The sequence below is a fragment of the Pseudomonas sp. COW5 genome (assembly GCF_026240005.1).
Classification (GTDB): domain Bacteria; phylum Pseudomonadota; class Gammaproteobacteria; order Pseudomonadales; family Pseudomonadaceae; genus Aquipseudomonas; species Aquipseudomonas kribbensis.
On the sequence record NZ_JAPHVP010000001.1, the window covers coordinates 5,348,772 to 5,373,035 of the forward strand.

At 58.2% G+C, this 24,264-nt stretch carries 24 protein-coding genes and 3 tRNA genes; 10 read left to right on the plus strand and 17 right to left on the minus strand.

Annotated elements, in window-relative coordinates:
- Nucleotide 1: 1 nt before the first annotated feature.
- Complete coding sequence (locus OQ248_RS24405; RefSeq protein WP_265814328.1) at nucleotides 2-1,078, minus strand: 3-deoxy-7-phosphoheptulonate synthase; 1,077 nt, start codon at nucleotides 1,076-1,078, stop codon at nucleotides 2-4.
- 634 nt (nucleotides 1,079-1,712) lie between these two features.
- Between OQ248_RS24405 and OQ248_RS24410 the strand changes: the two genes are divergently transcribed.
- The 7 genes from OQ248_RS24410 (at nucleotide 1,713) to OQ248_RS24440 (ending at nucleotide 6,256) form a co-directional block, all read left to right on the plus strand.
- Nucleotides 1,713-2,177: a GNAT family N-acetyltransferase gene (locus OQ248_RS24410; RefSeq protein ID WP_119428340.1), complete on the plus strand. Its 465-nt coding sequence runs from the start codon at nucleotides 1,713-1,715 to the stop codon at nucleotides 2,175-2,177.
- 127 nt (nucleotides 2,178-2,304) lie between these two features.
- Nucleotides 2,305-2,946, plus strand: a complete 642-nt coding sequence (gene uvrY, locus OQ248_RS24415) for a UvrY/SirA/GacA family response regulator transcription factor (protein WP_032829778.1) — start codon at nucleotides 2,305-2,307, stop codon at nucleotides 2,944-2,946.
- A 2-nt stretch (nucleotides 2,947-2,948) separates the two neighbouring features.
- Nucleotides 2,949-4,772, plus strand: a complete 1,824-nt coding sequence (uvrC, locus tag OQ248_RS24420; RefSeq protein WP_085710052.1) for an excinuclease ABC subunit UvrC — start codon at nucleotides 2,949-2,951, stop codon at nucleotides 4,770-4,772.
- Between the two features lie 32 nt (nucleotides 4,773-4,804).
- A complete protein-coding gene (pgsA, locus tag OQ248_RS24425; RefSeq protein WP_085603312.1) occupies nucleotides 4,805-5,365 on the plus strand; it encodes a CDP-diacylglycerol--glycerol-3-phosphate 3-phosphatidyltransferase in 561 nt (186 codons plus the stop codon).
- 60 nt (nucleotides 5,366-5,425) lie between these two features.
- Nucleotides 5,426-5,501 (plus strand) — tRNA-Gly (locus OQ248_RS24430).
- Between the two features lie 47 nt (nucleotides 5,502-5,548).
- Nucleotides 5,549-5,622 (plus strand) — tRNA-Cys (locus tag OQ248_RS24435).
- 163 nt (nucleotides 5,623-5,785) lie between these two features.
- Nucleotides 5,786-6,256 (plus strand): hypothetical protein, encoded by a 471-nt coding sequence (locus OQ248_RS24440; RefSeq protein WP_265814329.1) that lies wholly within the window; start codon nucleotides 5,786-5,788, stop codon nucleotides 6,254-6,256.
- A gap of 153 nt (nucleotides 6,257-6,409) precedes the next feature.
- Here OQ248_RS24440 and OQ248_RS24445 read toward each other — a convergent pair whose 3' ends face one another.
- Nucleotides 6,410-7,234, minus strand: a complete 825-nt coding sequence (locus OQ248_RS24445; protein WP_265814330.1) for a methyltransferase domain-containing protein — start codon at nucleotides 7,232-7,234, stop codon at nucleotides 6,410-6,412.
- 602 nt (nucleotides 7,235-7,836) lie between these two features.
- Here OQ248_RS24445 and OQ248_RS24450 point away from each other — a divergent pair.
- Nucleotides 7,837-7,923: transfer RNA gene (locus OQ248_RS24450), tRNA-Leu, on the plus strand.
- Between the two features lie 76 nt (nucleotides 7,924-7,999).
- Here the strand turns inward: OQ248_RS24450 and OQ248_RS24455 are convergent.
- From OQ248_RS24455 to OQ248_RS24510, 12 genes are all read right to left on the minus strand, one after another.
- Nucleotides 8,000-8,839, minus strand: coding sequence for an NAD(P)H-binding protein (locus OQ248_RS24455; RefSeq protein ID WP_265814331.1), 840 nt, complete (start codon nucleotides 8,837-8,839; stop codon nucleotides 8,000-8,002).
- A 126-nt stretch (nucleotides 8,840-8,965) separates the two neighbouring features.
- The gene (locus OQ248_RS24460; protein ID WP_265814332.1) at nucleotides 8,966-9,631 is read right to left on the minus strand and encodes a TetR/AcrR family transcriptional regulator; all 666 of its coding nucleotides are present in this window, start codon (nucleotides 9,629-9,631) and stop codon (nucleotides 8,966-8,968) included.
- 113 nt (nucleotides 9,632-9,744) lie between these two features.
- Entirely contained in the window at nucleotides 9,745-10,029 is a 285-nt protein-coding gene (locus OQ248_RS24465; protein WP_119428263.1) for a hypothetical protein, read from the minus strand.
- Nucleotides 10,030-10,116: 87 nt separating this feature from the next.
- On the minus strand, nucleotides 10,117-10,347 hold the full coding sequence (locus OQ248_RS24470) for a hypothetical protein (RefSeq protein ID WP_085710047.1): 231 nt from the start codon (nucleotides 10,345-10,347) through the stop codon (nucleotides 10,117-10,119).
- A 120-nt stretch (nucleotides 10,348-10,467) separates the two neighbouring features.
- On the minus strand, nucleotides 10,468-10,698 hold the full coding sequence (locus tag OQ248_RS24475; protein ID WP_085710046.1) for a hypothetical protein: 231 nt from the start codon (nucleotides 10,696-10,698) through the stop codon (nucleotides 10,468-10,470).
- A gap of 71 nt (nucleotides 10,699-10,769) precedes the next feature.
- Nucleotides 10,770-12,407: an ATP-binding cassette domain-containing protein gene (locus OQ248_RS24480; protein ID WP_265814333.1), complete on the minus strand. Its 1,638-nt coding sequence runs from the start codon at nucleotides 12,405-12,407 to the stop codon at nucleotides 10,770-10,772.
- Nucleotides 12,408-12,551: 144 nt separating this feature from the next.
- Nucleotides 12,552-13,580 (minus strand): DNA topoisomerase IB, encoded by a 1,029-nt coding sequence (locus tag OQ248_RS24485; protein WP_265814334.1) that lies wholly within the window; start codon nucleotides 13,578-13,580, stop codon nucleotides 12,552-12,554.
- Between the two features lie 72 nt (nucleotides 13,581-13,652).
- Nucleotides 13,653-14,732: a molybdenum ABC transporter ATP-binding protein gene (gene modC, locus OQ248_RS24490; RefSeq protein WP_265814335.1), complete on the minus strand. Its 1,080-nt coding sequence runs from the start codon at nucleotides 14,730-14,732 to the stop codon at nucleotides 13,653-13,655.
- Between the two features lie 3 nt (nucleotides 14,733-14,735).
- Nucleotides 14,736-15,416: a molybdate ABC transporter permease subunit gene (modB, locus tag OQ248_RS24495; RefSeq protein ID WP_085710042.1), complete on the minus strand. Its 681-nt coding sequence runs from the start codon at nucleotides 15,414-15,416 to the stop codon at nucleotides 14,736-14,738.
- Nucleotides 15,417-16,184 (minus strand): molybdate ABC transporter substrate-binding protein, encoded by a 768-nt coding sequence (gene modA / locus OQ248_RS24500; RefSeq protein WP_114883351.1) that lies wholly within the window; start codon nucleotides 16,182-16,184, stop codon nucleotides 15,417-15,419.
- A 176-nt stretch (nucleotides 16,185-16,360) separates the two neighbouring features.
- The gene (locus OQ248_RS24505; RefSeq protein ID WP_265814336.1) at nucleotides 16,361-17,422 is read right to left on the minus strand and encodes a nitronate monooxygenase; all 1,062 of its coding nucleotides are present in this window, start codon (nucleotides 17,420-17,422) and stop codon (nucleotides 16,361-16,363) included.
- Nucleotides 17,423-17,530: 108 nt separating this feature from the next.
- Nucleotides 17,531-19,978 (minus strand): autotransporter, encoded by a 2,448-nt coding sequence (locus OQ248_RS24510; RefSeq protein WP_265814337.1) that lies wholly within the window; start codon nucleotides 19,976-19,978, stop codon nucleotides 17,531-17,533.
- A gap of 179 nt (nucleotides 19,979-20,157) precedes the next feature.
- Here OQ248_RS24510 and OQ248_RS24515 point away from each other — a divergent pair, with 179 nt between their 5' ends.
- Nucleotides 20,158-21,141 carry an MDR family oxidoreductase gene (locus tag OQ248_RS24515; RefSeq protein WP_265814338.1) on the plus strand — a complete coding sequence of 328 codons (984 nt, stop codon included), beginning with the start codon at nucleotides 20,158-20,160 and terminating at the stop codon, nucleotides 21,139-21,141.
- Nucleotides 21,142-21,201: 60 nt separating this feature from the next.
- The gene (locus tag OQ248_RS24520) at nucleotides 21,202-21,660 is read left to right on the plus strand and encodes a GyrI-like domain-containing protein (RefSeq protein WP_265814339.1); all 459 of its coding nucleotides are present in this window, start codon (nucleotides 21,202-21,204) and stop codon (nucleotides 21,658-21,660) included.
- Here OQ248_RS24520 and ada read toward each other — a convergent pair.
- From ada to OQ248_RS24535, 3 genes are all read right to left on the minus strand, one after another.
- Nucleotides 21,657-22,724, minus strand: coding sequence for a bifunctional DNA-binding transcriptional regulator/O6-methylguanine-DNA methyltransferase Ada (ada, locus tag OQ248_RS24525; protein ID WP_265814340.1), 1,068 nt, complete (start codon nucleotides 22,722-22,724; stop codon nucleotides 21,657-21,659). The two genes, OQ248_RS24520 and ada, sit on opposite strands and share 4 nt — an antisense overlap.
- A gap of 88 nt (nucleotides 22,725-22,812) precedes the next feature.
- Complete coding sequence (gene alkB, locus OQ248_RS24530) at nucleotides 22,813-23,469, minus strand: DNA oxidative demethylase AlkB (protein WP_265814341.1); 657 nt, start codon at nucleotides 23,467-23,469, stop codon at nucleotides 22,813-22,815.
- A 5-nt stretch (nucleotides 23,470-23,474) separates the two neighbouring features.
- Nucleotides 23,475-24,182, minus strand: coding sequence for a 2OG-Fe(II) oxygenase (locus OQ248_RS24535; protein ID WP_265815142.1), 708 nt, complete (start codon nucleotides 24,180-24,182; stop codon nucleotides 23,475-23,477).
- Nucleotides 24,183-24,264: the final 82 nt, after the last annotated feature.

Here is a 24,264-nt window from a genome sequence, read left to right on the forward strand (position 1 = left end):
TTCAGGCGAGGGACGGTTTCCGCAGACGCTGCGCAGCATCGAGCAGCAGACGTTCCGTGGCAGCGAAGCCCAGGCAGCCATCCGTTACCGAGACGCCGTAGCGCAACGACTCACTCAATGGCTGGCACCCTTCGAACAGATGCGATTCGATCATCATGCCGACCAGTGAACGGTCTCCCTGTAGGCGCTGCTCCAGCACATCGTTGAAAACGTCCGGCTGACGAAGAGGGTCCTTGCCGCTGTTGGCATGGCTGCAATCGACCATGATCCGGCTCGGGATCTTCAGTCGGCTCAGTTCGGTATGGATTCGGGACACGCTCGCGCGATCGTAGTTCGGCCCTTGATGGCCACCGCGCAGGACCAGGTGGGTATCCGGGTTGCCCGAAGTCGGAATGATTGCCGGATGGCCCTGGCTGTCTACGCCAAAATGGCGATGTGGATGAGCAGCCGAGCGCATGGCGTCGACGGCAATGGATACGCCGCCATCGGTGCCGTTCTTGAAGCCGACCGGCATGCTCAGCCCGCTGGCCATCTCGCGATGAATCTGTGATTCGGTTGTCCGTGCACCGATGGCGACCCAACTGAGCAGGTCGTCGAAATAGCCCGCAGCCATGGGTTGCAGCAGTTCGGTGGCAACCGGCAGACCGAGGCGGATCATTTCCAGCATCAGTTCACGTGACAATGTCAGGCCGGCGGCCATGTCGTCGCTGCCATCGAGATGGGGATCGTAGGCCAGGCCTTTCCAGCCGACGGTGGTGCGGGGTTTTTCGACGTAAGCGCGCATCACGAGGAGCATTTCGCCGCTGACTTCATCGGCCAGTCGAGCAAGTTTGCCTGCGTATTCGAGCGCGGATTCAGGGTCGTGAATGGAGCAAGGGCCGACGACGACCAGCAAACGATGGTCTTCGCCGTTGAGTATGGCGCGAATCGCCTGACGGTGATCGGCAACCTGCTGGTTCAAGGCATTGCTCAGGGGCAATTGCTGCTTGAGTTGCAGCGAACTGGGCAGACGCAGGGTCAATGCCTCGTTGGCCGGGTTCAGGGTGGACAGTGGCAGAGCAGAAACGGACGAGTTCATATTCGGTCTTCCTGGGCTGGTCGCGGGTCTTTCCCGCTGACTCGGCCCTATTGGGGTGTTCGACAGTTGGCCGTATTGGCTACGTGTGTTGGCTTGCCACCTGTGGGTGACCGATCGGAGGCGGCAGGCTGTCCCGAGCGGAGGCTGCTAAATCGCCAGGCGGTAAAGCTGTCGTAGCGGTAATAAGTGGCGTAGTTCATGTGGTTATTCCTCAAGTGTCTGGTGTGTCGCTGAAAGTTCAGGGCCTGAAAAAACAAAACCCCCGGTCGGGAGGCCGACCGGGGGTTGAGAATTCTCTGGTAGGCGACCCGTCTAAATGGGCGCCGTGTGGGTATCAGGCGCGCCAGTGGCTAAACCAATACCCAAAATAAAAGCTGGCTGGAGCGCAGATGCTGTTCACGCAGGCAGCCGCAACCGAGCGCTGGGCGCTGGTGGCATGAAGCTGTGCAAGGACGTTGAACATGGTCTGTCTCCGATGAATGCGCCGAGCTTACTAGAGCCCGATGCGCATCAGCAATCAGAAATTGCTATTGCAGGTACAAGAAGGCCTCTATCGGTTGAGCCTGTGACACACTATCGCTTTTCAGCTGCTCAGGGTCGAGTAGCGTCGCAGTCGCATCAGGGAGGGCAAGTCATGCAGGTGGTGGATGTGCAAACAAGCTTTCAATTGCGACCGGCATTGCCCGATGACCTGTCGTTTGCGCGAGAAATCACCCGTCGGAACATGCTTCGCTATTACATCAACTACGATCTGTTGTGGCAGGACGAAGCATTCGATCTTGCCTGGGCCGGACGCGAGAACTGGTTGATTGAATGCGATGGCAGGCCCGTCGGTTATTTCAGCCTCAGTCGTGATGCTCGCGCGCTGTACATTCGCGAATTGCAGGTCTGCGAGGGTTTCCAGGGACAAGGAGCAGGATCCTGGGCGATCGATCAGGTTGTTGCAATCGCGCGCCAGGAACGTAGACCGGCATTGCGTCTGACCGTGTTCAAGAATAATCCAGCGCAAAACCTGTATCGCAGAAAAGGAATGGTTGTGCAGGGCGAGGACGAATGTTTCCTGAGGATGCAGCTCGATTTCAGTACACCTGTGCTCTGAAACGCACGGCCGGCAAGCCCTGAATGATGAATTGAAACTTTTTATATGTTGCTTGCCGCTAGGTCTGTCTGGCAGTTTTTGCTAAGGTGTCGGGCATCCCAATAAGACCATATCGCGAGGTGTCTGCTTGATTAGGGTGCTAGTGGTCGATGACCATGATCTCGTTCGTACAGGCATTACACGAATGCTGGCCGATATCGATGGCCTGCAAGTGGTTGGCCAGGCCGAGTCCGGGGAAGAATCCCTTATCAAGGCCCGTGAGTTGAAGCCCGACGTGGTGCTGATGGACGTCAAGATGCCCGGCATCGGCGGCCTGGAGGCCACTCGCAAACTGTTGCGCAGCCATCCGGACATCAAGGTGGTCGCGGTCACCGTGTGCGAAGAAGATCCGTTTCCTACACGATTGCTGCAGGCGGGCGCTGCGGGCTACCTGACCAAAGGCGCCGGATTGCCGGAAATGGTACAGGCCATCCGCCTGGTCTTTGCCGGCCAGCGTTACATCAGCCCGCAAATTGCCCAGCAATTGGCAATCAAGTCTTTTCAGCCAACCAATGATTCTCCGTTCGATGCCTTGTCCGAACGGGAAATCCAGATTGCACTGATGATTGTCGGCTGTCAGAAGGTGCAGATCATTTCCGACAAATTGTGCCTGTCGCCAAAAACCGTAAACACCTACCGTTACCGCATTTTCGAGAAGCTTTCGATCAGCAGCGATGTCGAGCTGACGCTTCTGGCAGTTCGTCACGGCATGGTTGATGCCAGCCTCTGACCATGACTGAAACATTCGATTCCGGCGCCTTCCTGTCGACTGTCAGCGGGCGTCCTGGCGTTTATCGCATGTTCGACAGCGATGCGCGTCTGCTGTATGTCGGCAAGGCCAAGAATCTGAAGAAGCGCCTGGCCAGTTACTTTCGCAAGACCGGGCTGGCGCCAAAAACCGCTGCTCTGGTCGGGCGAATCGCCCAGGTCGAAACGACCATCACCGCCAACGAAACCGAAGCCCTGCTGCTTGAGCAAACGCTGATCAAGGAGTGGCGGCCGCCGTACAACATTCTGTTGCGTGATGATAAGTCCTATCCGTATGTGTTTCTGTCTGACGGGCAATTCCCTCGTCTCAGCATCCATCGCGGCGCCAAGAAGGCCAAGGGCAAGTACTTCGGGCCTTATCCGAGTGCCGGCGCCATTCGCGAAAGTCTCAGTCTTCTGCAAAAGACGTTTTTCGTCCGTCAGTGCGAAGACAGCTATTACAAAAACCGGACCCGTCCGTGCCTCCAATACCAGATCAAACGCTGCAAGGCGCCCTGTGTCGGGCTGGTCGAGCCAGAGGTTTACGCCGAGGATGTGCGTCACTCGGTGATGTTCCTCGAGGGCCGCAGCCATGCGTTGACCAATGAGCTGTCGACTGCGATGGAAGAGGCAGCAATCAATCTCGAGTTCGAACGCGCTGCGGAGCTGCGCGACCAGATTGCATTGCTGCGTCGGGTACAGGATCAACAGAGCATGGAAGGCGGGACTGGCGACATCGATGTGATCGCTGCTTTCGTCAATCCTGGTGGCGCCTGCGTGCATTTGATCAGTGTGCGGGGCGGTCGGGTTCTGGGGAGCAAGAACTTCTTTCCGCAGGTTGGCATCGAGGAAGACGTTGCCGAAGTCATGGCGGCGTTTCTTGGCCAGTATTTCATCAGCAGTCCTGAGCGGGATTTGCCAAGCGAGCTGATCGTCAACGTTGTTCATGATGACTTTCCCACGCTGGTCGAGGCGATCCAGGAACTTCGCGGGCGCGAACTGACGATCAGTCATCGGGTTCGCGGAACGAGGGCGCGCTGGCAGCAACTGGCCGTGACCAACGCCGAACAGGCGCTGGGCGCGAGACTGGCCAACCGTCAGCACGTTGCCGCGCGATTCGAGGCCTTGGCCGAGGTACTGAATCTGGATGAGCCGCCACAACGGCTGGAGTGCTACGACATCAGTCATTCCAGTGGCGAGGCAACCGTTGCGTCCTGTGTGGTCTTCGGGCCGGAAGGGGCGATCAAGTCGGATTACCGACGATACAACATCGAAGGCGTGACGGCGGGTGATGATTATGCGGCCATGCATCAGGCGCTGACCCGGCGCTTCAGCAAACTGAAGGACGGGGAGGGCAAGTTGCCGGACATTCTGCTGGTGGACGGCGGCAAAGGGCAGTTGTCGATGGCGCGTGATGTGCTCAACGAACTGGCCGTGCCGGATCTGATCCTGCTCGGGGTCGCAAAAGGCGCAACGCGCAAGGCGGGCTTCGAGACTTTGTATCTGAATGATGCTGCGCATGAGTTCACATTGCGTGGCGACTCCCCGGCGTTGCACCTGATTCAACAGATCCGTGACGAAGCTCACCGCTTTGCAATCACCGGGCACCGCGCGCGTCGTGGCAAAACCCGTCGTACGTCAACGCTGGAAGGCGTGGCGGGCGTAGGTCCGACCCGTCGCAGGGACTTGCTGAAACATTTTGGTGGATTGCAGGAGCTGTCTCGTGCAAGCATCGAAGAGATCGCCAAAGCACCGGGGATCAGCAAAAAGCTAGCAGAGTCGATTTATGCAAACCTGCATAGTGAGTAGAATGCCCATTCACCTCGTAGCCAGTTGTGCCGATGAATATCCCTAATCTGATTACCGTTCTCCGTGTCCTGCTCATCCCGATCTTCATTTTGCTGTTTTATCTGCCTTACCAATGGAGTTATCTGGCCTCAAGTTCGGTCTTTGCCTTTGCGGCAGCAACGGACTGGCTGGATGGTTATCTGGCGCGACGCCTGGAGCAAAGCACTCCGTTTGGTGCGTTTCTGGATCCCGTCGCTGACAAATTGATGGTTGCCGTTGCGCTGGTGTTGCTGGTGCAAGAACACGGCAACCTGTGGCTAACACTGCCGGCAGCCGTCATCATCGGTCGCGAGATCGTCGTTTCGGCGCTGCGTGAATGGATGGCCGAACTCGGGGCGCGGGCCCATGTGGCGGTGTCGAATCTGGGCAAATGGAAAACCGCTGCACAAATGCTTGCATTGGTGATCCTCTTGGCCAACCCCAAGGTTTTCAGCTTCTGGGTTTTTATCGGTTATGCGTTGCTGATGGTATCGGCAGGGCTGACTCTGTGGTCGATGGTTCAATACCTTCGGGCTGCCTGGCCACATCTGAAGACCGATGTTGAAAAGAAATAAAACTTTTTTGAATCAAAGGGTTGACGGCGCTTCTGATTTCTATAGAATGCGCCACACCAAGCGGGAATAGCTCAGTTGGTAGAGCACGACCTTGCCAAGGTCGGGGTCGCGAGTTCGAGTCTCGTTTCCCGCTCCAAGTTTGTACAGCGTTTGTTGTTGCGCTACTGACAGCAAATGTTTTGAGGCCGAGTAGCAAAATGGTTATGCAGCGGATTGCAAATCCGCCTACGCCGGTTCGATTCCGACCTCGGCCTCCACTATTGAAAACCCCGTAGATCAATGATCTACGGGGTTTTTTATTGCCTGCGAGAAAGTGGGGTGTTCCGCAAATTTCGTTGGGTGTTCCGCAACGGAAGCTGTTTGAACGATGAATCGCTCTAATTTTTACGGTAATGTGAGGGCTCTCTGGAGTGCATGAATATGGAAGAGCTTATGGCTGCAAGCATCGGTGACAGGCTAAATCTCATTGGGTTTTTCTTTACATTTACCGGGATTTTGGCATCTCTCCTCGGGGCGATTCTGATGTATGTGGGATCCGGAATCACTGGCGACAGTGTCTGGAACAGCATTAGAAAAACTCAAAAGGTGGCGGAGCAGGCCTCAGTTGTTACGCCGGACAAGTGGACCGACCTTGTAGCGTTCGACATATCGAATATGGTTCCTCCGACTGCTACTGAGGTGAAGCTCACTTATGGGATGCAGGTGGCGGACACTCGAATTCCATTGAAGATGACGGTATCGTCATCTTCAACTGTAGGGGTTGTTGTTCACGGGTCCGGAGGGCAGGGGCAACTTAGCTTAATTATCGAAAAGCCCACGGTTTATGTCTCGGTCGCGCATCCAGATATCAAATGGAATTTGGTTGTTTCAGGCTACCATTTCGATAGATGAGAACCTGGTCTGAAGTTGGTTGGTGATTTCATCTACCGATCGTCATAAAGGGCCTGTCCATGGCCCGTTCGTTGACGCTCCAGGAAAAAGCATCAACGCCTCCAATCTCAGCGGTCAAAATCGGCAGGTATTAATTTTTGCCTGATCGTGCACTTACCTGAAAAACCACTTCTTCTTTCCGGCAGGCGGTGTGTCTTTGCTGACTTTTGCTGCGATAGGGGCAGAGTGTCCCAGCGGCCAGTAAATGCCGTGATTTGGCTCTGGGTCGAGATAGACCTTTATTTCGTCAAAGCCAGCCTTCTTCAGTTCTTCAATGACTGACCACTCGGAAAACCTTCTCATCTCAATGGTGGTGCCTGGGCCGCCGTGATAGACGAGGTCATGAAAGTACTGGATGTCACCGTTCTTCTTGACGTTCCTCAAGTGCGGACCGTTTTCATTTTCGGTTATGGTCCATTCGTGCAGGTCTGGAAAGTTCTCGGTCGTGATTACGCCGCGTTCCCCGGGGTGGAAGTACGGAACGGTGAATACAAAAACGCCACCTGGCTTGAGTAGGCGTCGGGCATTTTCAAAAGCCAGGCTTACGGGAGAAGCAACATGCTCGAATACGTCACTCGAGACGATAAAGTCGAGTGTCCCCTCCATGGCCGGGTCGATGTTAGTGATATCGACTCTCGGCTCCTGGTGGTAGAAGGTGTTTTTGTAGGCAATGCGATGCGCGAGGCGGCTGACATAACCATCCCAGCAGCTCATGCCGATGCCGCAAATGTCAGGGCGCGGCGGAGTTATTTCGGATATGGCGAGGCTGTTGCCAAAAAGCTCGGTGGTCAGGACTTGTACGATCGAGCGCATTCTCACGGTGGACCCACAGCCGCTGCAGGAAGCTTCTTCGCGGGTCAGTCTGGAGATTTCGATAGTGTTGCTGGTATCGCAAATATTACAGGTGAAAGTAGTCATGCTCTCATCTTCAAAATTCATGCTTTCTCTCCGTGTCAAAGCCTATTGAGATGAAATTGTTTTTCTTCTACTGGAGCCGTTTACGCCTTGTTCTTAAAGGGTATTGCGATACTTGTCACCTCGCATCGGCTGCGGCGGATACTATCAAACACTCGCTAAAAAACCGGTTTTTGTTTCTGAAAAAACCTGTGGGAGGCGGAGGGCTGGGGTGTAGTCGGTGATGCGCGCTGGCAGAGCGCTCTGAGAGTGTTGGCTCGTGCTTCCGGTTGCCATGGGCAATGACAGTCGCCGTCAAAGTCAGCATGGCTGACAGGCCTATAAAAATCAGTAGCTTGCACAAAAGGAATAGTGCTAACCTATTGAAACTCTTGGAGTTATAGGTGGATTCAGATTTGAGTTTGCAACGATTAGTCGCAAACCTCAGAGCCAGCTATAAGAAAGCGTTATAGATTCATGATTTATGGATTTATTTTCTGGCATCGCAGTGAAAGATTTCGTCTCGGAATCAGCCTTTGCCAACTTGCTTCACCGGGGAGTGATGTATATATTTCCCCCTCTGCTGCACGGGCAGCAATCTGTCAGGATTGTGAACCGGCATCAGGGCAACGCAACACCGCGCTACCGCCCGAATGGCGAAACTGGTAGACGCATGGGACTTAAAATCCCCCGCTCGTAAGGGCGTGCCGGTTCGATTCCGGCTTCGGGCACCATGAATATCAAGGGCTTGCATGACATACTTCATGCAAGCCCTTTTTCTTTGCTCCGCAAAAAATCCCCGCACCTTTGTCATTCCGGAGCATTCCAGACCCCGGTCGAAGCCGTGCGTCTGGCATAAGCACTGAAGTTATTGGCTGTTCGTCCCAAGGCTTGCCTTACCCCATCGGCAACAGCGGTATTGCGCCCGTCCAGTACGGTGGTGAAGAGATAAAGCACCAGATCAATCCAGGGTGCCGGCAGTTGCGCATTTTCAAGCTCCTTGCGGTAACTCTCTGGCGGTACTTGTATGAACTGGATATCGCGCCCTGTTGCCGAGCCGATTTCCTGAATTGCCTCAGCGAAGGTCAATGCTTTTGGCCCGGTCAGTTCAAAGAGTTTTCCAGCATGTCCCGGTTTGGTGAGTACCTGCACGGCGACCTCGGCAATATCTTCCGCATCGACAAAGGGCTCAGCGACATTGCCAACTGGCAGCACGAGCTGACCCTCAATGATCGGATCGAGAAAATGCGCTTCGCTGAAATTCTGGAAAAACCAGCTGGCTCGCAGAATTGTCCAGTCGATACCGCTGTTCTGCACAATACGTTCAGCTTCTTGCGCTTCAATTTCACCGCGTCCTGACAGCAGTACCAAGTGTTTGACGTGGTGCTCGACGGCAAGCGAAACGAACGCCTGCAGGGTTTCCAGGGCACCGGGCATGGCGAGATCGGGCTGATAGGAGATATAGACTGCGCGCGCGCCCGTCAGAGCTGCGCTCCAGGTTGAAGGATTGTCCCAATCGAATGGAATGGGTGCGTTGCGCGATCCTGGTCGAACCGGATGTCCTTCTTCGATCAGTCGTTTGCTGATGCGGCTTCCGGTTTTTCCGGTAGCGCCGAGTATCAGAAAGGGTTGGGCTTCTGAGCTTGTCATGATCATCTCTCTCGTTAACGTGAGCATCTCTCACAAAAAAATACGATAGATGCTCACGTTATGCCGTCAAGAAACGCCTGCCCTCAGCCGACGACAGGTCATTTGTTGAACGTCACGGATTTAAATCTAAGAATTGAGAGAGTCGGCGAGGGCCGGATGGAGTATTTCCCGAAGCGACATGCGCTTGAAGGTTTCGACCAGTCGCTTACCTTCTGCCTCGGAACAGGAAATGGCCAGGCGCATCGTCGATTCACCCAGTTGCCAGACCAGAAAAGCCGCATCGCTCACTTGTTGTTCATTGGCATCAGGAAAGGCGCGCAGTACCGCGCGGGTCAACATTTGCGCCGCAATGCGACTTTCCTGCAGCTCCAGATTCAGCAGCTGTTTGTCAGCCTGCATGCCTGACCAGATATCGCGCATGACCGGTTCTGCCGTGATGACCTGGTAGTACAGATCCAGCAGTTCCGAATAAGCGACTTCCAAGGATTGCGCATCGTGGACTGTCTCCAGAGCAACCTGGATACAGCGGCGGCTTTCGGCGTTGTAACGCTGCGCGAGGCTGAGGATGATCGAGCTTTTGTCGGGAAAATACTGATAGAGAGAACCGATGGATATCTCGCAGAGTGAAGCGATTTCGCTCATCTTCAACTGATCGCTGCCTTTGTTGGCAATCAGCCGTGTAGCCACGCCGAGAATTCGTTCCTGCCGTTCACGGCTGCGTTTTTGCGACGGATTGCGGCGAGGCGAGGGGGGCGCTCCGAAGTTGTCTTCAGGATCAAGGGATGTTTGCACGCTGAGTTACCGAAACTGGAACCGACAGGACTCACCATAGCATCGGCAGAGCTACACAGTAATAAACACATCAGCAGAAATGGGCCGAACAGACGGCCCATTGTGTTACCGGTCTAGACGAAGGCTTGCCCGGTAAAACCTCTTGGCAGACGCTGGAGGCCAGCCATCGCCGTCAGACGTTCGATCCACTCGGAACGCCAACTGGATGCGTGGTTTGTTGCCTTGGCATGGCGAGCGGCCCGGCGCGCCGCATTGCGCTGGTCTTTGCGTGCGTTTTTATAAGCGTCGGTGTTGCGGCAGCTGCGGCACTTGACGCGATTGAGCTCGGGGCTGGCGCTGAGATTGTTGCCCTTGTGACCACAGGCAAGATGCCCGTCGACTTTGAAGTGAATGACCATGAGACGCCTCCTTGGTGACGTGTAAAGGGTTTGACCTTTCACCACCAAGGACGTTCTTTTTTTGCGGGCATTGTGCGAATCAGTGGATCACCTGAAGCGTGGCAGCGGCCGATCGACAGGCTTGAGCGACGAGAGGGTGCTGCGGATCAGCGGCGTATCCTTTTCGATGTCGTTCAAGCGGTCGCGGATGCGCAGGGCGGTCGGATGCCCGCCTTGATGATCGACCCAGTCGGCGATCTCTTTGCAGGCCGCGGCAAGGCGTGCCTCCCGCGCCTCGAGCAAGGTGAGGAGAGTGGTGATGGACTCTCTTTCGGACATGGAACACCTCCGTTCGGGAAACCGCTCTGAGGCAGCAAAAAGCCCGCGAAGCGCGAGCTCTCTGCCGTTGGGGCGCTGCTCCTTCAGCTGGTTTGAGTATAGACCCGTAAATGACAGCTATCAGCCCGAAGACTCACAGTCCGTGACTCGTGAGCTGACGGCATTCAGTCGCTGGCATTCTCGCCGGGCGTCCTCTTCCAGATCGTAACCATCCCCGATGAAACCGCCGGTACGCGTGTCGTTGATGCGATACCAACTGGTGGCCTCGGCGGGTTCGTGGAGACTTTCTCCTGCGCGGCGACCGTGAATGATGATCTTGTTGCAACGCTTCACGACGAATATGTCTTCCATGGCGTCACCGCAGCTGATTCATATCAGATCAACTATAGAAGCCCTGACAAATCGTGCAAAAAATAGTCAGGTCAGTTCGTCGGTTGAAGTAACCACCCAGAACGACGCCAGTCCAGAGTGTGAGTCGGTTGCAGCGCCTTGAGGAAGTCCTGGTCGTGCGAAACGGCAACTATCGCTCCCGGAAATGTCTGCAAGGCTCGTTCGAAAGCTTCCACCGAGGGCAGGTCAAGATGATTGGTCGGTTCGTCCAGCAACAGCAATTGCGCGGGATCTGCTCTCCATAATGCCAGCGCTAGCGCGGCTTTCAGGCGTTCGCCACCGCTCAATGAAGCGCAATATGCCGTGGCGCGGCGAGCATCCAGTTGCAGGTGAGCGAGGTTGCTGCGCAGTGTGCCTTCGTCCAGGCCCGCCCCCTGCATCAGCAACTGTTCGGTGATCGAGCGCTGATCGTCCAGTTGGGCCAGTTGCTGATCAATAAACGCGAACGGCACGTGAGTCGTGGCGACCCCGTCGACAGGCGTCCAATGCCCGGCCAACACCTTCAGCAGGGTCGATTTGCCGCACCCGTTGGGACCGCTGACAGCGATTCGCATCGGTCCACGGATCACCAGGCTCAGGCGGCTCGTTGCTGCTTCGCGGGGCAGCCATGGCAATCCGGCTTCAATCAGTGTGCAGACCTGGCGATTGCTCGGTACGGTGCTTCCGGGCAGGTTGACCAGCACACCGTCTGTGGGCTGTACTTTGGCGTATGCCTCCCGTACCTGGGCATCGAGCTCGGACTTGCGTGCCTGATGGCCCTGCCTGACGTGCCCCATGATTTCCCGGGCGGCGCCTTTGATTGCCACATATTCGAAACTGGCAATGTTGGCGGTTTCGGCTTTGCGTCGGGAATTGGCTGCATGGCGTTGTATGGTGTCGTGTTCACGCCGTAACCGCACGTGCTCACGCTGGCGCTCGCTTCGGGCTTGATCGAGACGCGCTTGTGCCGCTGCCTGATGAATCCGTTGATGCTCACGGAACTGCGAATAATTGCCGCGGAAGTCATTTGCCTCCACGCCATTCAATTCGACAATCCGTTGCATGCCATCGAGCAGTTGCCGGTCATGACTGACGACGATCAGTCCGCTGTGCCAGCGCTCCAGGGAATTCATCAACCATTGCCGTCCCGATGAATCCAGATGGTTAGTCGGTTCATCAAGAACCAGCAACGAAGCCTGACTCAAAAACGCGCCGATCAGTGCGACTCGTGCTTGCTGGCCGCCACTGAGTTGCTCGGTCAAGTCAGTGAGTGCGACTTCGGCCAGCCCGGCGTCATCGAGCAAGCGCCGCAAGCGCTCCGCCAGATCCCATTGTTCGCCAATGAGGTCGAAATCCTCGACGGATCCGCAGCCGCGGTTCATTCGTTCCAGGGCCTGAAGAATGGCGGCGCTGCCGGTGGTCTCGGCGATCGTCTCGCCAGGTGCGGCGACCAAGGTTTGCGCTACGTAGGTTGTGGCCACTGTGCGCGTCACGCTGCCGGTGGTGGGCTGCCATTGTCCGGCGATCAAGCGTGCCAGTACGCTTTTGCCGACACCGTTGCGCCCGACGATGGCGGTCGGCGTGTGATCGAATTTCAAATCGAGTGCATCAAAAATCGTCTCGCCATTGGCGAACTGGAAACCCAGCTGGTTCAGGGAGACGAGGGCAGGCGTACGCGAGACGTGAGTCATCGGCACCTCCAAAAAATGTCGTGAAAACAGACAAGCGCCCTGAGAGGCGTGTCGCGATTACATTTTTGAAGGCTTAGTTGTTCACTTTCTGCGGTCGTCCTTGGGAGGGGAAGTTCGATAGCCTAGTCGAGGCGTTCGACCGCTTCAAGCTATGTCTGACATGCGTTCAAGAAATAGCGCCAGGGCGACTTCTTCCTTGCGCAGACCTTTACGGATCCTCGGCTTTGGCAGTTCCGCCAGTGCGCCCAGCATGAAATGCTCCACCACGGCCGGGTGGATATAGCATTTGCGGCACACCGCCGGCGTGTTGCCCAGTTGTCGCGCCACACCTTTGACCATCTCCACCACATGCCGCTTGGCTTCGGCTTCCGATTCCCATTGCAACTCCCGCAACACCGCCAGGGCGAGGGCGCTGCCGGCCCAAGTCCGGTAATCCTTGGCGGTGAAGTCCGCGCCGGTCAGGGTTTGCAGGTAGCTGTTGACGTCGGAAGAGCTGACGGTGTGCCGTTCGCCCTGTTCATCCAGGTACTGGAACAGGTTTTGCCCCGGGATTTCCAGGCAGCGTTTAATGATCCTCGCCAGGCGTCGGTCTTTCACGGTGATCTGATGCTCGATGCCGCTCTTGCCGCGAAACTGGAACAGGATCGCGCTGCCATTGATTTCGACATGCCGGCTGCGCAAGGTGGTCAGGCCGTACGATCGATTGGCCCGCGCGTATTGCGTATTGCCGACGCGAATCAGCGTGGCATCGAGCAGCGTGATCACCGTAGCCATGACTTTGTCGCGGCTGAACCCCGGCGCGTCCAGCAGCACTTCCAGCTGTTTGCGCAGCTTCGGCAGTGCCATGCCGAACTCGCGCAGTCGCGAGTACTTGTCGGCATCGCGGACTTCGCGCCAGCGTGGGTGATAGCGGTATTGTTTGCGTCCGCGAGCATCGCGGCCGGTGGCTTGCAGATGCCCGCAAGGGGCCGCGCAGATCCACACATCGGTGTAGGCCGGCGGCACAGCCAGCGCATTGATGCGTTTGATTTCGTCAGGATCGCGGATGCGCTGGCCGGTTGCGTCGAAGTAGCAGAACTTGCCGCGCAGCTTCTTGCGGGTGAGTCCCGGCTGGGTGTCATCGACGTAATGCAGATCCGAAGGCAACACATCGGTCAGCGCGGTATCGGACATGGCGGGGTTCCTGGGCGGCAATCGGGCTGTTACAGCGATTGACCGCAGGCCCCGGCAGTCGTGCCGACCGATTTATGCCAGAACCGCGACAGCCTTGATCTGCGCCCATAATTGTTGGCCGGCATGTACACCAAGCTGATCCCGTGAGTAGCGGGTAATACGGGCCAGCAGCGGCGTGCCGCCAGCATCGAGGCGAATCAGCACATGAGCGGCATTGTCGGCGGGCATTTCGCTGACAACCGTGACCGGCAACCGATTGAGGATGCTGCTGTGCTCGGTGTTATGCAGGGTCAGGCTGATATCGCGAGCCTGCACTTTGCAGCGCAGCGCCTGGCCGATCTCCATGGGGGAGTGAGTCACGCGAATGCTCAACAACGTGTCGGGCAATTGCAGGCAGAGCAATTGGTAGTCGTGATCGTAGGAAATGACTTGCCCCTCGATCACGACGCCAGCGTCATCGCCCATGGCCAGAGGCAGATCGAGGCGCGCCAGGGTTTCGCCGATGGGACCGCTGGCCAGCGCTTTACCGTTCTCGAGCAGCACCAGATGATCGGCCAGACGCGCGACTTCATCCTGAGCGTGGCTGACATATAGAACCGGGATATCGAGTTCGTCGTGCAGCCGCTGCAGGTAAGGCAGGATTTCACTTTTGCGCTGACTGTCGAGTGCGGCCAGCGGTTCGTCCATCAGCAACAGCTTCGGGCTGGTCAGCAATGCCCGGGCGATACCGACGCGCTGACGCTCACCGCCGGACAGATGCTGCGGATGACGCTCCAGCAATTGGCCGATTCCCAATAGTTCGGTGGCCTGTGCCATGTCGACCCGGCGTTGATTCCTGGCAATCCGCTTGAGTCCGAATTGCAGGTTGGCCAGCACCGAGAGATGCGGAAAAAGGCTCGCTTCCTGAAAGACATAGCCGAGCGCACGCTTGTGCGGCGGGACGAAAATGCCTTTGTCGCTGTCCTGCCAGACTTCGTCGTTGATTTGCACAAAGGCGTGCGAGGCCCGTTCAAGTCCGGCGATGCAGCGCAGGCAGGTGGTCTTGCCGGAACCTGATTGTCCGAACAATGCAGTCACGCCACGACCGGGCAGGTGCAGGTCGACATCCAGGCCGAAGCCTGAGTAAGCGAGTTTCAAGCGTGCTTCAATCATCGATCAACTCCAGCCTGCGCGCGACTTGCGGCTGGAATAGAGCGCCAGCAACACCAGGAACGAAAACACCAGCATTGCCCCGGCGAGCCAATGGGCCTGTGAATATTCCATGGCTTCGACATGGTCGTAGATCTGCACCGAGACAACCCGGGTCTTGTCGGGAATATTGCCGCCGATCATCAGCACCACGCCGAATTCGCCAACTGTATGGGCGAAACCGAGAATCGCTGCGGTAACGAAACCGGGGCGCGCGAGCGGCAGGATGACGCTGAAAAAAGTGTCCCAGGGATTGGCGCGCAAAGTGGCGGCTACTTCCAGTGGGCGTGTGCCGATGGCGGAGAAGGCGTTTTGCAACGGCTGCACCACAAAAGGCATGGAATAGAGCACCGAACCGATGACCAGTCCGGTGAAACTGAAGGTGAGCGTGCCAAGCCCCAGCCACTGGGTGAAATGACCCAGGAAGCCATTCGGCCCCATCGCCAGCAACAGATAGAAACCAATGACAGTCGGCGGCAACACCAGGGGCAGGGCGACGATGGCCCCGATGGGGCCGCGCAGCCAGGAACGACTGCGCGACAACCATAGGGCAATCGGAGTGCCGATGACCAGCAGGATCGCGGTGGTCAGGGACGCCAGTTTCAGGGTCAGCCAGATCGCCGCGAAATCGGCACTCGTCAGCGACATTTACAGCTGATAACCGTAGGACTTGATGACCGCAGCGGCTTTCGGGCCTTTGAGGTAGTCAACCAGTGCCTTGGCGGCGGCGTTGTCCTTGCCTTTGTTCAGGATGACGGCATCCTGCTTGATCGGGTCGTGCATGCTCGCCGGAACGATCCAGGCCGAACCGCTGCTGACCTTGCCGTCCTTGTAGATCTGCGAAAGCGCGACGAAGCCCAGCTCGGCATTGCCGGTGGAAACGAACTGGTAGGCCTGGGTGATGTTCTGGCCTTCGACGATCTTGGCTTTGGTCGCTTCAGTCAGTTTCAGCTTTTCCAGCACCTGGGTGGCCGCCAGGCCATAAGGCGCGGCTTTCGGGTTGGCGATGGACAGGTGTTGGTATTCGTTTTTCTTCAGGACGTCGCCTTTGGCATCGACGTAACCTTCCTTGGCCGACCACAGCGCCAGGGTGCCGATGGCGTAGGTGAAGCGCGAGCCTTTGACGGTGTCGCCTTCCTTTTCCAGTTTTTCAGGCGTGGTGTCGTCAGCAGAGAGGAATACCTCGAACGGCGCGCCGTTCTTGATCTGGGTGTAGAACTGCCCGGTGGCACCATAGGCTGCAACCAGTTTGTGCCCGGTGTCTTTTTCGAAATCGGCGGCGATTGCCTGGATCGGTGCAGTGAAGTTGGCCGCGACGGCAACTTGCACTTCATCCGCCTGAACAGCGCCGACGGCGAATACCGCAAGCAGGGAGGCCAGGCAGGTAGGGGCAAAACGTGAGGCACGAATGGTCATGTAACAGCTCCGTTGTTGGCAGGTGCAGTGGGCAGTTGTTGTTAGAGGGGTAGACTGCGCCGATGCGAGGGGGTGAATCGCTATATAGCTGAATATATAGCGAAATGCTTCCAAACGGAAAGTGCTGGTTTCAGGTGGGCAGGTGAGGGCATGAAATGCCTCGGTCTGCCGCGCCTTTACCGAGCCAGTTTCGCGAGCGCTCCTTCGGCCAGTTGCCGGGTCAGTTCAGCACTGCTCAACTCCTTGCCCAGTGTGAACGCCTGACCGGCCCACAGGTTGCTGAAGTCGGCCTCGTCCTTGGCGCGCAAGGGCATCAGAGCACCGCCGGCCAGCGGAAACGCCGGCGCCTTGGCCGACATCGGTCCCACTTCGCGCATCACTCGATTCAGGATTCCCCGTGCCGGGCGCCCAGTGAACAGGTTGGTGATCGCTGTTTCACTGTCTTTTGCCGCGCGCAGCGCCTTGTGATGAGAGGCGCTGACTTTGGCTTCTGGAGTAAACAGATAAGCCGTGCCGACCTGCACGGCCGATGCACCGAGCATGAAGGCCGCTGCCACGCCTCGTGCATCGGCGATCGCACCGGCAGCAATCACCGGCACTTTGACTGCATCGACGATTTGCGGCACGAGGGCAAAGGTCCCGACCTGGCTGCTCAGGTCATCGCTGAGGAACATGCCCCGGTGTCCGCCGGCCTCATAGCCCATGGCGATGATTGCGTCGCAACCATGCTGCTCCAGCCAGATGGCTTCATCGACGTTGGTGGCCGATGACAGGATTTTCGCGCCGGTGGCCTTGACCCGGTCCAGCAGGGATTTTTCCGGCAGGCCGAAGTGGAAACTCACCACTTCCGGGCGAAACTCTTCAAGCACTTCGCAAGCGGCTGCATCAAACGGTGCACGGTTGGATACTGGCGTCGGAGCGTCGAAATCGGCACCCAGTTCGCGGTAGTAGGGTTCCAGCAGATTCTTCCAGTCCCGTGCCCGCTGTTCATCGGCGGCCGGTGGCTGGTGACAGAAGAAATTGACGTTGAACGGTTTGTCGGTGCCCTGGCGGATAGTCTTCAGTTCTTCGCGCAATTGCTCGATGCTCAACATCGCCGCCGGCATCGAACCCAAACCGCCCGCATTGCACACGGCGATCACCATCGACGAGTTGGTGGCACCGGCCATAGGGCCCTGGATAATCGGCAGTTCGATGCCGAGCAGGTCAAGAATGCGCGTATCTGGCCATTGGTTCATGGAAAAGACTCCGAAGGACAAAGCAGGGCAGAGAAGCTGAAGCCGGTTTTTTTACCAGCAAAACCGGGTTCAGGGCCAGCCAAGATTTGCAGCCTCTCGGGATTCGGTTCAGCGTCGATGAAGTCCGCCACCACCGCCTCCACCGAATGAATGGTTCATGAACTGCGAAGAGTTGTGGAAGTTGTTCAACCGTTGATTGCCAACGTTACGCGCCGCCGAATCGCGGTTGAGGTTCTGCAACTGAGCATTGTTGTTGATCGGTGCTCGTGTCGTGCCTCCCTTGACCATCGATTGCCAGCCGTCATCGGTTTTCTTGTAGACGTTGCCGTCATGCCCGGCGTAAACATTGTCGCCAACCCGCGCGGCGCCGCTGTTGCGCCCATGGATGCCGCCGTACTGCGTGGTGTTGCCGGTGTTCGGGTTGTAGACGGCGCCACGATTGGCCGTAACCTGCGTGCCATTGCGAACATTGCCGGCCGTTACGCGCCCTCCGGCAATTGCACCGCCGTTAGGCCCGACCACTTCACCACTGCGGCCGGCCGCATAGTTGCCGGTGTAGACATTGTGTACCGCACCCCGCTGACCTGCCGTCGCGATCCCGGTCCGTGAGTTATAGGAAGAGCCGACCTGACCGGCCCAGCGGTTGCCGGTCCAGGCGTTGTAGCCCGCGCCATAGCGGCTGACCGTCGCCCGGTCGCCCCATTGCCGATAGATGTTGCCGGTGGTGCCGGCCCAGCCGCCCGGGCCCCAGGCCACGGCGCCGCCGTGATATCCGTAGGCCGCGCCTCCCCAGGCCAATGGCGCCGGATACAGGTGTGGTCCCCACGCGTAGCCCCAGCCGTAATTGCCCCACCAGGGATAGGCGCCCCAGCCCCAACCCATCGCGGCAGTGTTGCCACCCCAGCTCCAGCCGAAGCCGAAACCGAAGGTCCAGCCTGTCCACGGCGTATAGCGAATGGCGACGCCAAAACCGTAAGTCACCGGCGGCCCGTACCAGACAGTGCCGATCCAGGGTGTGTACGGATAGCCTGTGCCGTAAACCACGACGCCAGTCGCTGGATCCAGTGTCGAGCCTTGATAACCTGGGGTATAGCCGACAACGACCGTGTCACCACTGGATTCATAGACTTTGACGTAGGTGAGGTAATGCATCGGCGAGTTCGGCGGAATCGAATAAATCACCGCTGGCACCGAACTGGCGACGGTCCATGGCCCGGACACGGCAGTCGCGACGAACCAGATGCCGTTCTCCACCGCGTACCAACTGTTTTCATCGACCCGGATTATTGGCGTCGCGCTGTTGATCACATACTGAAGCGGGGTTCCGCTGATGGCTTTGAGTTGAGGCTCACCATCGAATTGCGGGGCAGTCATTTTGACCGCGCTTTTCTTGATCGCCGACGTCTGCGGGATCGTGGCGGCAATGGCCGCTTCCTTGGCCTGCGGCGTTCCGGCCACCGAGGCTTTGACGTTCTCCTTCGGACTATCGTCAGGGATGTTGGCGAAGTCTGCCGGCAGCTTGTCCGCCGGGGTAAATGTCCACGAGCCGTTCATGTCAGCGGCACGGAACCAGCGGCCGGAGATCAGCACATAACTGTTCTGGTCGCCGATTTCCTTGAAGATGTGCCCGGTGGTGTTGCTGACATACAGCAATTGCGTTCCCTGGATCGGCTGCCACTGCGGCGCACCGTCGGTGACGATCAGTTCGGTCGGGGTCGTGGCCACGAAGATCTTCGGCTGTGGCGGCTTGGCCAGACTCGGTACCTTGTCCTTCGGATCACTTTGCCCGGTGAGCAGATCCACTTGCCGGCTCTCGATTGCGGCTTTCTTGGCTTTCTCCAGATCCGTCGGAGGCGAGGACAGCAGGGTGTACGGCCCTGTCAATTGATCGGCAACCATCCAGCCGTCGAACACGTGCAGATAGTGTTTGCCCTGGCCGTCCTTGAGCAGCAGAGGGCGGGTGTTGATGACTCGTTGCAATCCGGTGCCGTCCACCGGGCGATACGCGGCGTCACCGTCGATATAGACGAGCATGGCCGGCACGTCAGAACTGATGATGGTCGGTGGCGTGTTTTCCAGAGGCGCCGAATCGGCTTTCTGTTCGGCGGTCAGGACGCCGACCGCGGCTTCGAGCTGATCCAGGGAGATGGTTTTCTTGCGCTTGGCCGCATCGTTTTGCAATGTCGTAATCCAGGTGTCGGCCTGGCTGGAGTCGGCGGGGAAGTCAGCCTTGATGATCTTGTACTGGTCGAGCATGACCCAGCGAGTCGCCTTGTCGACCAGCGTATGAGCGCTGAACTGGACGATCCCGTAAGTCGCCTTGCCGTCAGCATCGGTCGCCTCGACGGCGGCGCGGGCCTGCAAGGTGTAACCGTCCCAGCTGTCGAGCTGGGGCTGGTACACGGTGAGTTTTGACTTGCCGCTGGTGATGACTTGCGGCCATGTCGGCTCAACGGCAGCGGCGTCCGCCGTCTTGGCCGCAGGCGCCGCCCACGCGCTGTTGAATGCCAACAGACAGAGCATCAACCAGACAAGAAAAGGGCGGGCGCGGGACATTGTCAGCTCCGTCGACAAAGGCTTCTCGGGGATAACTGGAAGCAGTCGAAAAAGCATAGTCGCCCGATCTGGATTCACCCGCCGGTTTCAGCGATTGGCGGAAAGTCGAGTGGGGCAAAATGTTGCAGTGTGCTATTTGAATGCCACGATCCCCCGAATCCTTCCCCTGAGAGGCAGTCATGTTCAACGGCATTCTGATCGACAAAGACGACAGCGGTTATCGCGCCAGCCTGCAGAAAATCGACGAGCAGCAGTTGCCTGAAGGCGATGTGACGGTGCGCGTCGCGTACAGCACGCTCAACTTCAAGGACGGGCTGGCGATTACCGGCAGCAGCCCTGTGGTGCGCAAATTTCCGATGGTGCCGGGAATCGATCTGGCGGGTGCGGTCGAAGTCAGTTCGCATCCCGACTATAAGGTCGGCGACCAGGTGTTGCTCAACGGTTGGGGCGTGGGTGAAAGCCACTGGGGCGGTCTGGCCCAGAAAGCGCGGCTCAACGGCGACTGGCTGATTCCGTTGCCAAAAGCTTTCACCGCAGCGCAAGCCATGGCCATTGGAACGGCGGGCTACACGGCAATGCTGTGCATCATGGCGCTGGAGCGCAATGGCGTGACGCCAGAACAGGGCGAAGTGCTGGTCACCGGCGCCAATGGCGGGGTCGGCAGCTTTGCCATTGCCTTGTTGCACAAACTTGGCTATCGCGTGGTGGCCTCCACCGGGCGGGTGTCGGAGCATGAATATCTGCAGCAGCTGGGTGCCAGCGAAATCATTGATCGTGCAACCTTGTCCGAGCCCGGCAAACCCTTGGCGAAGGAGCGTTGGGCAGCGGTCATCGATTCGGTGGGCAGCCACACATTGGCCAACGCGTGCGCCAGCACCCGCGCCGAAGGCACCGTTGCGGCATGCGGTCTGGCTCAGGGCATGGATTTTCCGGCGTCTGTGGCCCCGTTCATCTTGCGTGGCGTGACGCTGGCCGGCATCAACAGCGTGACTCAGCCCAAGGCCCGCCGAATCGAAGCCTGGTCGCGTCTGGCCAAGGATCTGGATTTCGCCCTGTTGCCCCTGATCGGCCACGAAATCGGCCTCAGCGAAGCGATCGAAGCTGCACCGAAATTGCTCGCCGGACAGTTGCGTGGACGGGTTGTCGTGGACGTCAATCGCTGACACATTAAGCGCCATCGCGGACCTGCCGGGCCGCACTTCAAAAAAGGGAGTGGCACTTCGATGGATTTACAACAACAGCACGTTGAGTCGTTCACGGTTTCAGGCTTGCGCGTTCGAACCACCAACGCCGCAGAACACAAGGCCGAGACCGCGAAAATCGGACCGATGTGGGGCGAGTTCTTTGGCAGGAACCTGGCGCAGGTCATTCCCGGCAAGCAGACCGAGTCGCCGATTTACGGGGTGTATTCGGCCTACGAGTCGGATGCCTCGGGTGCTTTCGATGTGACCGCCGGCGTTGCTGTCGTTGATCCGCAAAGCGGTTTCGAAACAATCCGCATCGAGAGCGGCGAGTATCTGGTGTTTCAGGGGCATGGCGCCTTGCCTGATGCGGTCATCGCCACCTGGGGCCGGATCTGGAATCACTTCGAAGCCAATCCGCAGATCCAGCGCCGCTACGCCACCGACTTCGAGGCCTACCTTGGCCCCGAGTTGGTGTCGATCTATATCGGTATTCGTTAAGACCGGGTTTCCCGGGACAACAACTCACGCTTGCGCTCCACACCCCAGCGGTAGCCCGAGAGATTGCCGTCGCTGCGCACCACACGGTGGCAAGGGATCGCCACCGCGAGGCTGTTGGCACCGCAAGCCTGGGCTACCGCCCGAACCGCTTTTGGCGAGCCGATGCGCTGTGCGATGTCGGCGTAACTGGCGGTGCTGCCAACCGGAATTTCGCGTAGTGCCTGCCAGACCCGCTCCTGAAACGCGGTGCCCCGCACATCCAGTGGCAGATCGAGGCCGATGGCCGGTGCTTCGATGAAACCGACGACATGGGCAATCAGTTGTTCGAACTCGGCGTCAGCCCCGATCAGGTTCGCCCGGCGAAATTGGTCCTGCAGGTCACAGACCAATTGATGAGGGTCGTCCCCCAACAGAATCGCGCAGATCCCCCGGTCACTCTGTGCCACCAGAATCGCGCCGAGCGAACATTGGCCCACCGCAAAACGAATGTCGTTGTTTTGCCCCGCGGCCCGGAAATCGCCCGGTTTCATGCCCAGCAAATGGTCTGCGGATTCGTAGAAGCGGCTGTTCGAGTTGAAACCGGCGTCGTACAGCGCATCGGTCACCGAGTCGCCATCCGCCAGACGTTCCCGCACTCTGCGGGAACGGTGTGCAGCAGCATAACCTTTGGGTGTCAGGCCGGTGGCGGCTTTGAAGACCCGATGAAAATGGAAGGCGCTAAGGCCGGCGGCTTCGGCCAGTTCGTTGAGTGCCGGCAGGGTTTCGGCGCTTTCGATCTGCCGGCAGGCCGCGGCTACGGTCGCGGCATGTTGCGCGGCCACGTCGCTCTGGTCCTTGCTCGCTCGTTTGCTGGGGCGATAACCCGCCGCTTCAGCTTCTTCGGCCGTGTCGAAGAACTCCACATTCTGCGGCCTCGGCAAGCGCGCCAGGCTGCTCGGGCGGCAATAGATGCCGGTGGTCTTCACGGCATAGACAAATTGGCCGTCCGCACGTGGGTCGCGAGCGACGACAGCGGCCCAGCGTGGATCGTCTTGAGTGTTCAAAGGGGTCGAAAGCGTTTTCATGATGGAGAGTCCGTTGACCTGTTGAATTTCAGGTTAACCAGTGCCGCCAACCGTAACACTCCGGCCCTTGCGGTCAAATTCCGTGAGGTTATCCAGCGGTGCGAAATGTCAGGTTGAATCGCTGTTCGCCCAGTTGCGGATGCCGGCCGTACTTGATCGGCAGGATGCCGTGGTAGCGCAGCCGGTCGACGCCGCCCCAGATCACCATGTCGCCGTGCAACAGCGAAATGCGCTGACTCTTGTCGCTGCGCGCGAAGCCGCCGAACAGGAACATGGCGGGCAAACCCAATGACAAGGACACGATAGGTGCGGCGTAGGAATGTTCGTCTTTGTCCTGATGCAATGACATTTTTGCGCCGGGGACATAGCGGTTGATCAGGCAGGAGTCCGGTATGAAGTCGGAAAATCCGCCTTGCTTTGCCGCTGCCTGGGCCAATTCGCGAAAGACTTCAGGCATATGCGGCCAGGGTTGGTGGCTGATTGGATCTTCAGCCGAGTAGCGGTAACCGCTGCGATCGGTGATCCAGCCCAAAGCGCCGCAGCTGCTGGTGGCAACGGACATGCTGAAGCCGCCGGGCGTCATCATGTGCCGCAACGGGGCACGGTCGATGACCGATTCCAGCGCCGGCAGCAATTGCTCGATACGGGACAGTGCAAAGCCACGCAAGACCCACGATTGCTCTCCAATCTGCTCGGAGCGGTGTGGCTGCTCGGTGTCGGCGAAGAGGTCGAAATTACTGTGCATGATGGTCAGGTTGCGTCGTGAAAAATGATGCCGAGAGTATGCCGTTTTCCGCTGTGCAGGCGACTCACGCCGTGGCGCATGGTGACCCGATAATCGCCGCGCACGCCTTTGACCGGACGCTGGTTGACGGCAAAGATCAAGGCATCACCTTTTCTCAGGTCCATCACCAGCGGGCGAGACTGCATCCTCGGACGTTGTTCGGTCAGGACAAATTCACCACCGCTGAAGTCTTCGCCAGGCTCTGACAGAAGAATCGCCACTTGCAGCGGAAAGACATGTTCGCCGTACAAGTCCTGGTGCAGACAGTTGTAGTCCTGTGGGCCGTATTGCAGCAAGAGCGGGGTAGGCCGCAGTTGACCGGCGGCGTGACAGCGCGCGAGAAATTCGCTGTGCAGAGGTGGAAACCGTTGCGGAAAACCCATTCGTTCGTGCCAGCGGTTGGCCAGGGGAACAAGTCGCGGATAAAGCGCATTTCGCAGGCGCTCAACCACCGGAGGCAGCGGGTAGCGCAGATATTTGTACTCGCCGCGCCCGAAACCGTGGCGGGCCATGATGACTTGCGAGCGGAACGGTTCGCTTTGCGGGTAAAGCGCACTCAGGCGCTCGCAGGTTTCCGGGCGCAACAACGAGCGGATGACGGTACAGCCGTCCTGATCCAGCTGTTGTTCCAGCGCGACCCAGTCGAGCCTGTCGAGGGGAGAGTCGGGTGACATCGGCATGCTGATTCCTTGGTGCTTGTCCAGGCGATCAGTCTAGGCAGCCCGCGAGGCCGGAACACTCCGGCGCTTGCGGTCG

Coding starts and splice junctions, on each gene's coding strand:
- OQ248_RS24405 (WP_265814328.1), bottom strand. CDS start 1,078: ATGAACTCGTCCGTTTCTGCTCTGCCACTGTCCACCCTGAACCCGGCC.
- OQ248_RS24410 (WP_119428340.1), top strand. CDS start 1,713: ATGCAGGTGGTGGATGTGCAAACAAGCTTTCAATTGCGACCGGCATTG.
- uvrC (WP_085710052.1), top strand. CDS start 2,949: ATGACTGAAACATTCGATTCCGGCGCCTTCCTGTCGACTGTCAGCGGG.
- pgsA (WP_085603312.1), top strand. CDS start 4,805: ATGAATATCCCTAATCTGATTACCGTTCTCCGTGTCCTGCTCATCCCG.
- OQ248_RS24440 (WP_265814329.1), top strand. CDS start 5,786: ATGGAAGAGCTTATGGCTGCAAGCATCGGTGACAGGCTAAATCTCATT.
- OQ248_RS24445 (WP_265814330.1), bottom strand. CDS start 7,234: ATGAATTTTGAAGATGAGAGCATGACTACTTTCACCTGTAATATTTGC.
- OQ248_RS24455 (WP_265814331.1), bottom strand. CDS start 8,839: ATGACAAGCTCAGAAGCCCAACCCTTTCTGATACTCGGCGCTACCGGA.
- OQ248_RS24465 (WP_119428263.1), bottom strand. CDS start 10,029: ATGGTCATTCACTTCAAAGTCGACGGGCATCTTGCCTGTGGTCACAAG.
- OQ248_RS24470 (WP_085710047.1), bottom strand. CDS start 10,347: ATGTCCGAAAGAGAGTCCATCACCACTCTCCTCACCTTGCTCGAGGCG.
- OQ248_RS24475 (WP_085710046.1), bottom strand. CDS start 10,698: ATGGAAGACATATTCGTCGTGAAGCGTTGCAACAAGATCATCATTCAC.
- OQ248_RS24480 (WP_265814333.1), bottom strand. CDS start 12,407: ATGACTCACGTCTCGCGTACGCCTGCCCTCGTCTCCCTGAACCAGCTG.
- OQ248_RS24485 (WP_265814334.1), bottom strand. CDS start 13,580: ATGTCCGATACCGCGCTGACCGATGTGTTGCCTTCGGATCTGCATTAC.
- modC (WP_265814335.1), bottom strand. CDS start 14,732: ATGATTGAAGCACGCTTGAAACTCGCTTACTCAGGCTTCGGCCTGGAT.
- modB (WP_085710042.1), bottom strand. CDS start 15,416: ATGTCGCTGACGAGTGCCGATTTCGCGGCGATCTGGCTGACCCTGAAA.
- modA (WP_114883351.1), bottom strand. CDS start 16,184: ATGACCATTCGTGCCTCACGTTTTGCCCCTACCTGCCTGGCCTCCCTG.
- OQ248_RS24505 (WP_265814336.1), bottom strand. CDS start 17,422: ATGAACCAATGGCCAGATACGCGCATTCTTGACCTGCTCGGCATCGAA.
- OQ248_RS24510 (WP_265814337.1), bottom strand. CDS start 19,978: ATGTCCCGCGCCCGCCCTTTTCTTGTCTGGTTGATGCTCTGTCTGTTG.
- OQ248_RS24515 (WP_265814338.1), top strand. CDS start 20,158: ATGTTCAACGGCATTCTGATCGACAAAGACGACAGCGGTTATCGCGCC.
- OQ248_RS24520 (WP_265814339.1), top strand. CDS start 21,202: ATGGATTTACAACAACAGCACGTTGAGTCGTTCACGGTTTCAGGCTTG.
- ada (WP_265814340.1), bottom strand. CDS start 22,724: ATGAAAACGCTTTCGACCCCTTTGAACACTCAAGACGATCCACGCTGG.
- alkB (WP_265814341.1), bottom strand. CDS start 23,469: ATGCACAGTAATTTCGACCTCTTCGCCGACACCGAGCAGCCACACCGC.
- OQ248_RS24535 (WP_265815142.1), bottom strand. CDS start 24,182: ATGTCACCCGACTCTCCCCTCGACAGGCTCGACTGGGTCGCGCTGGAA.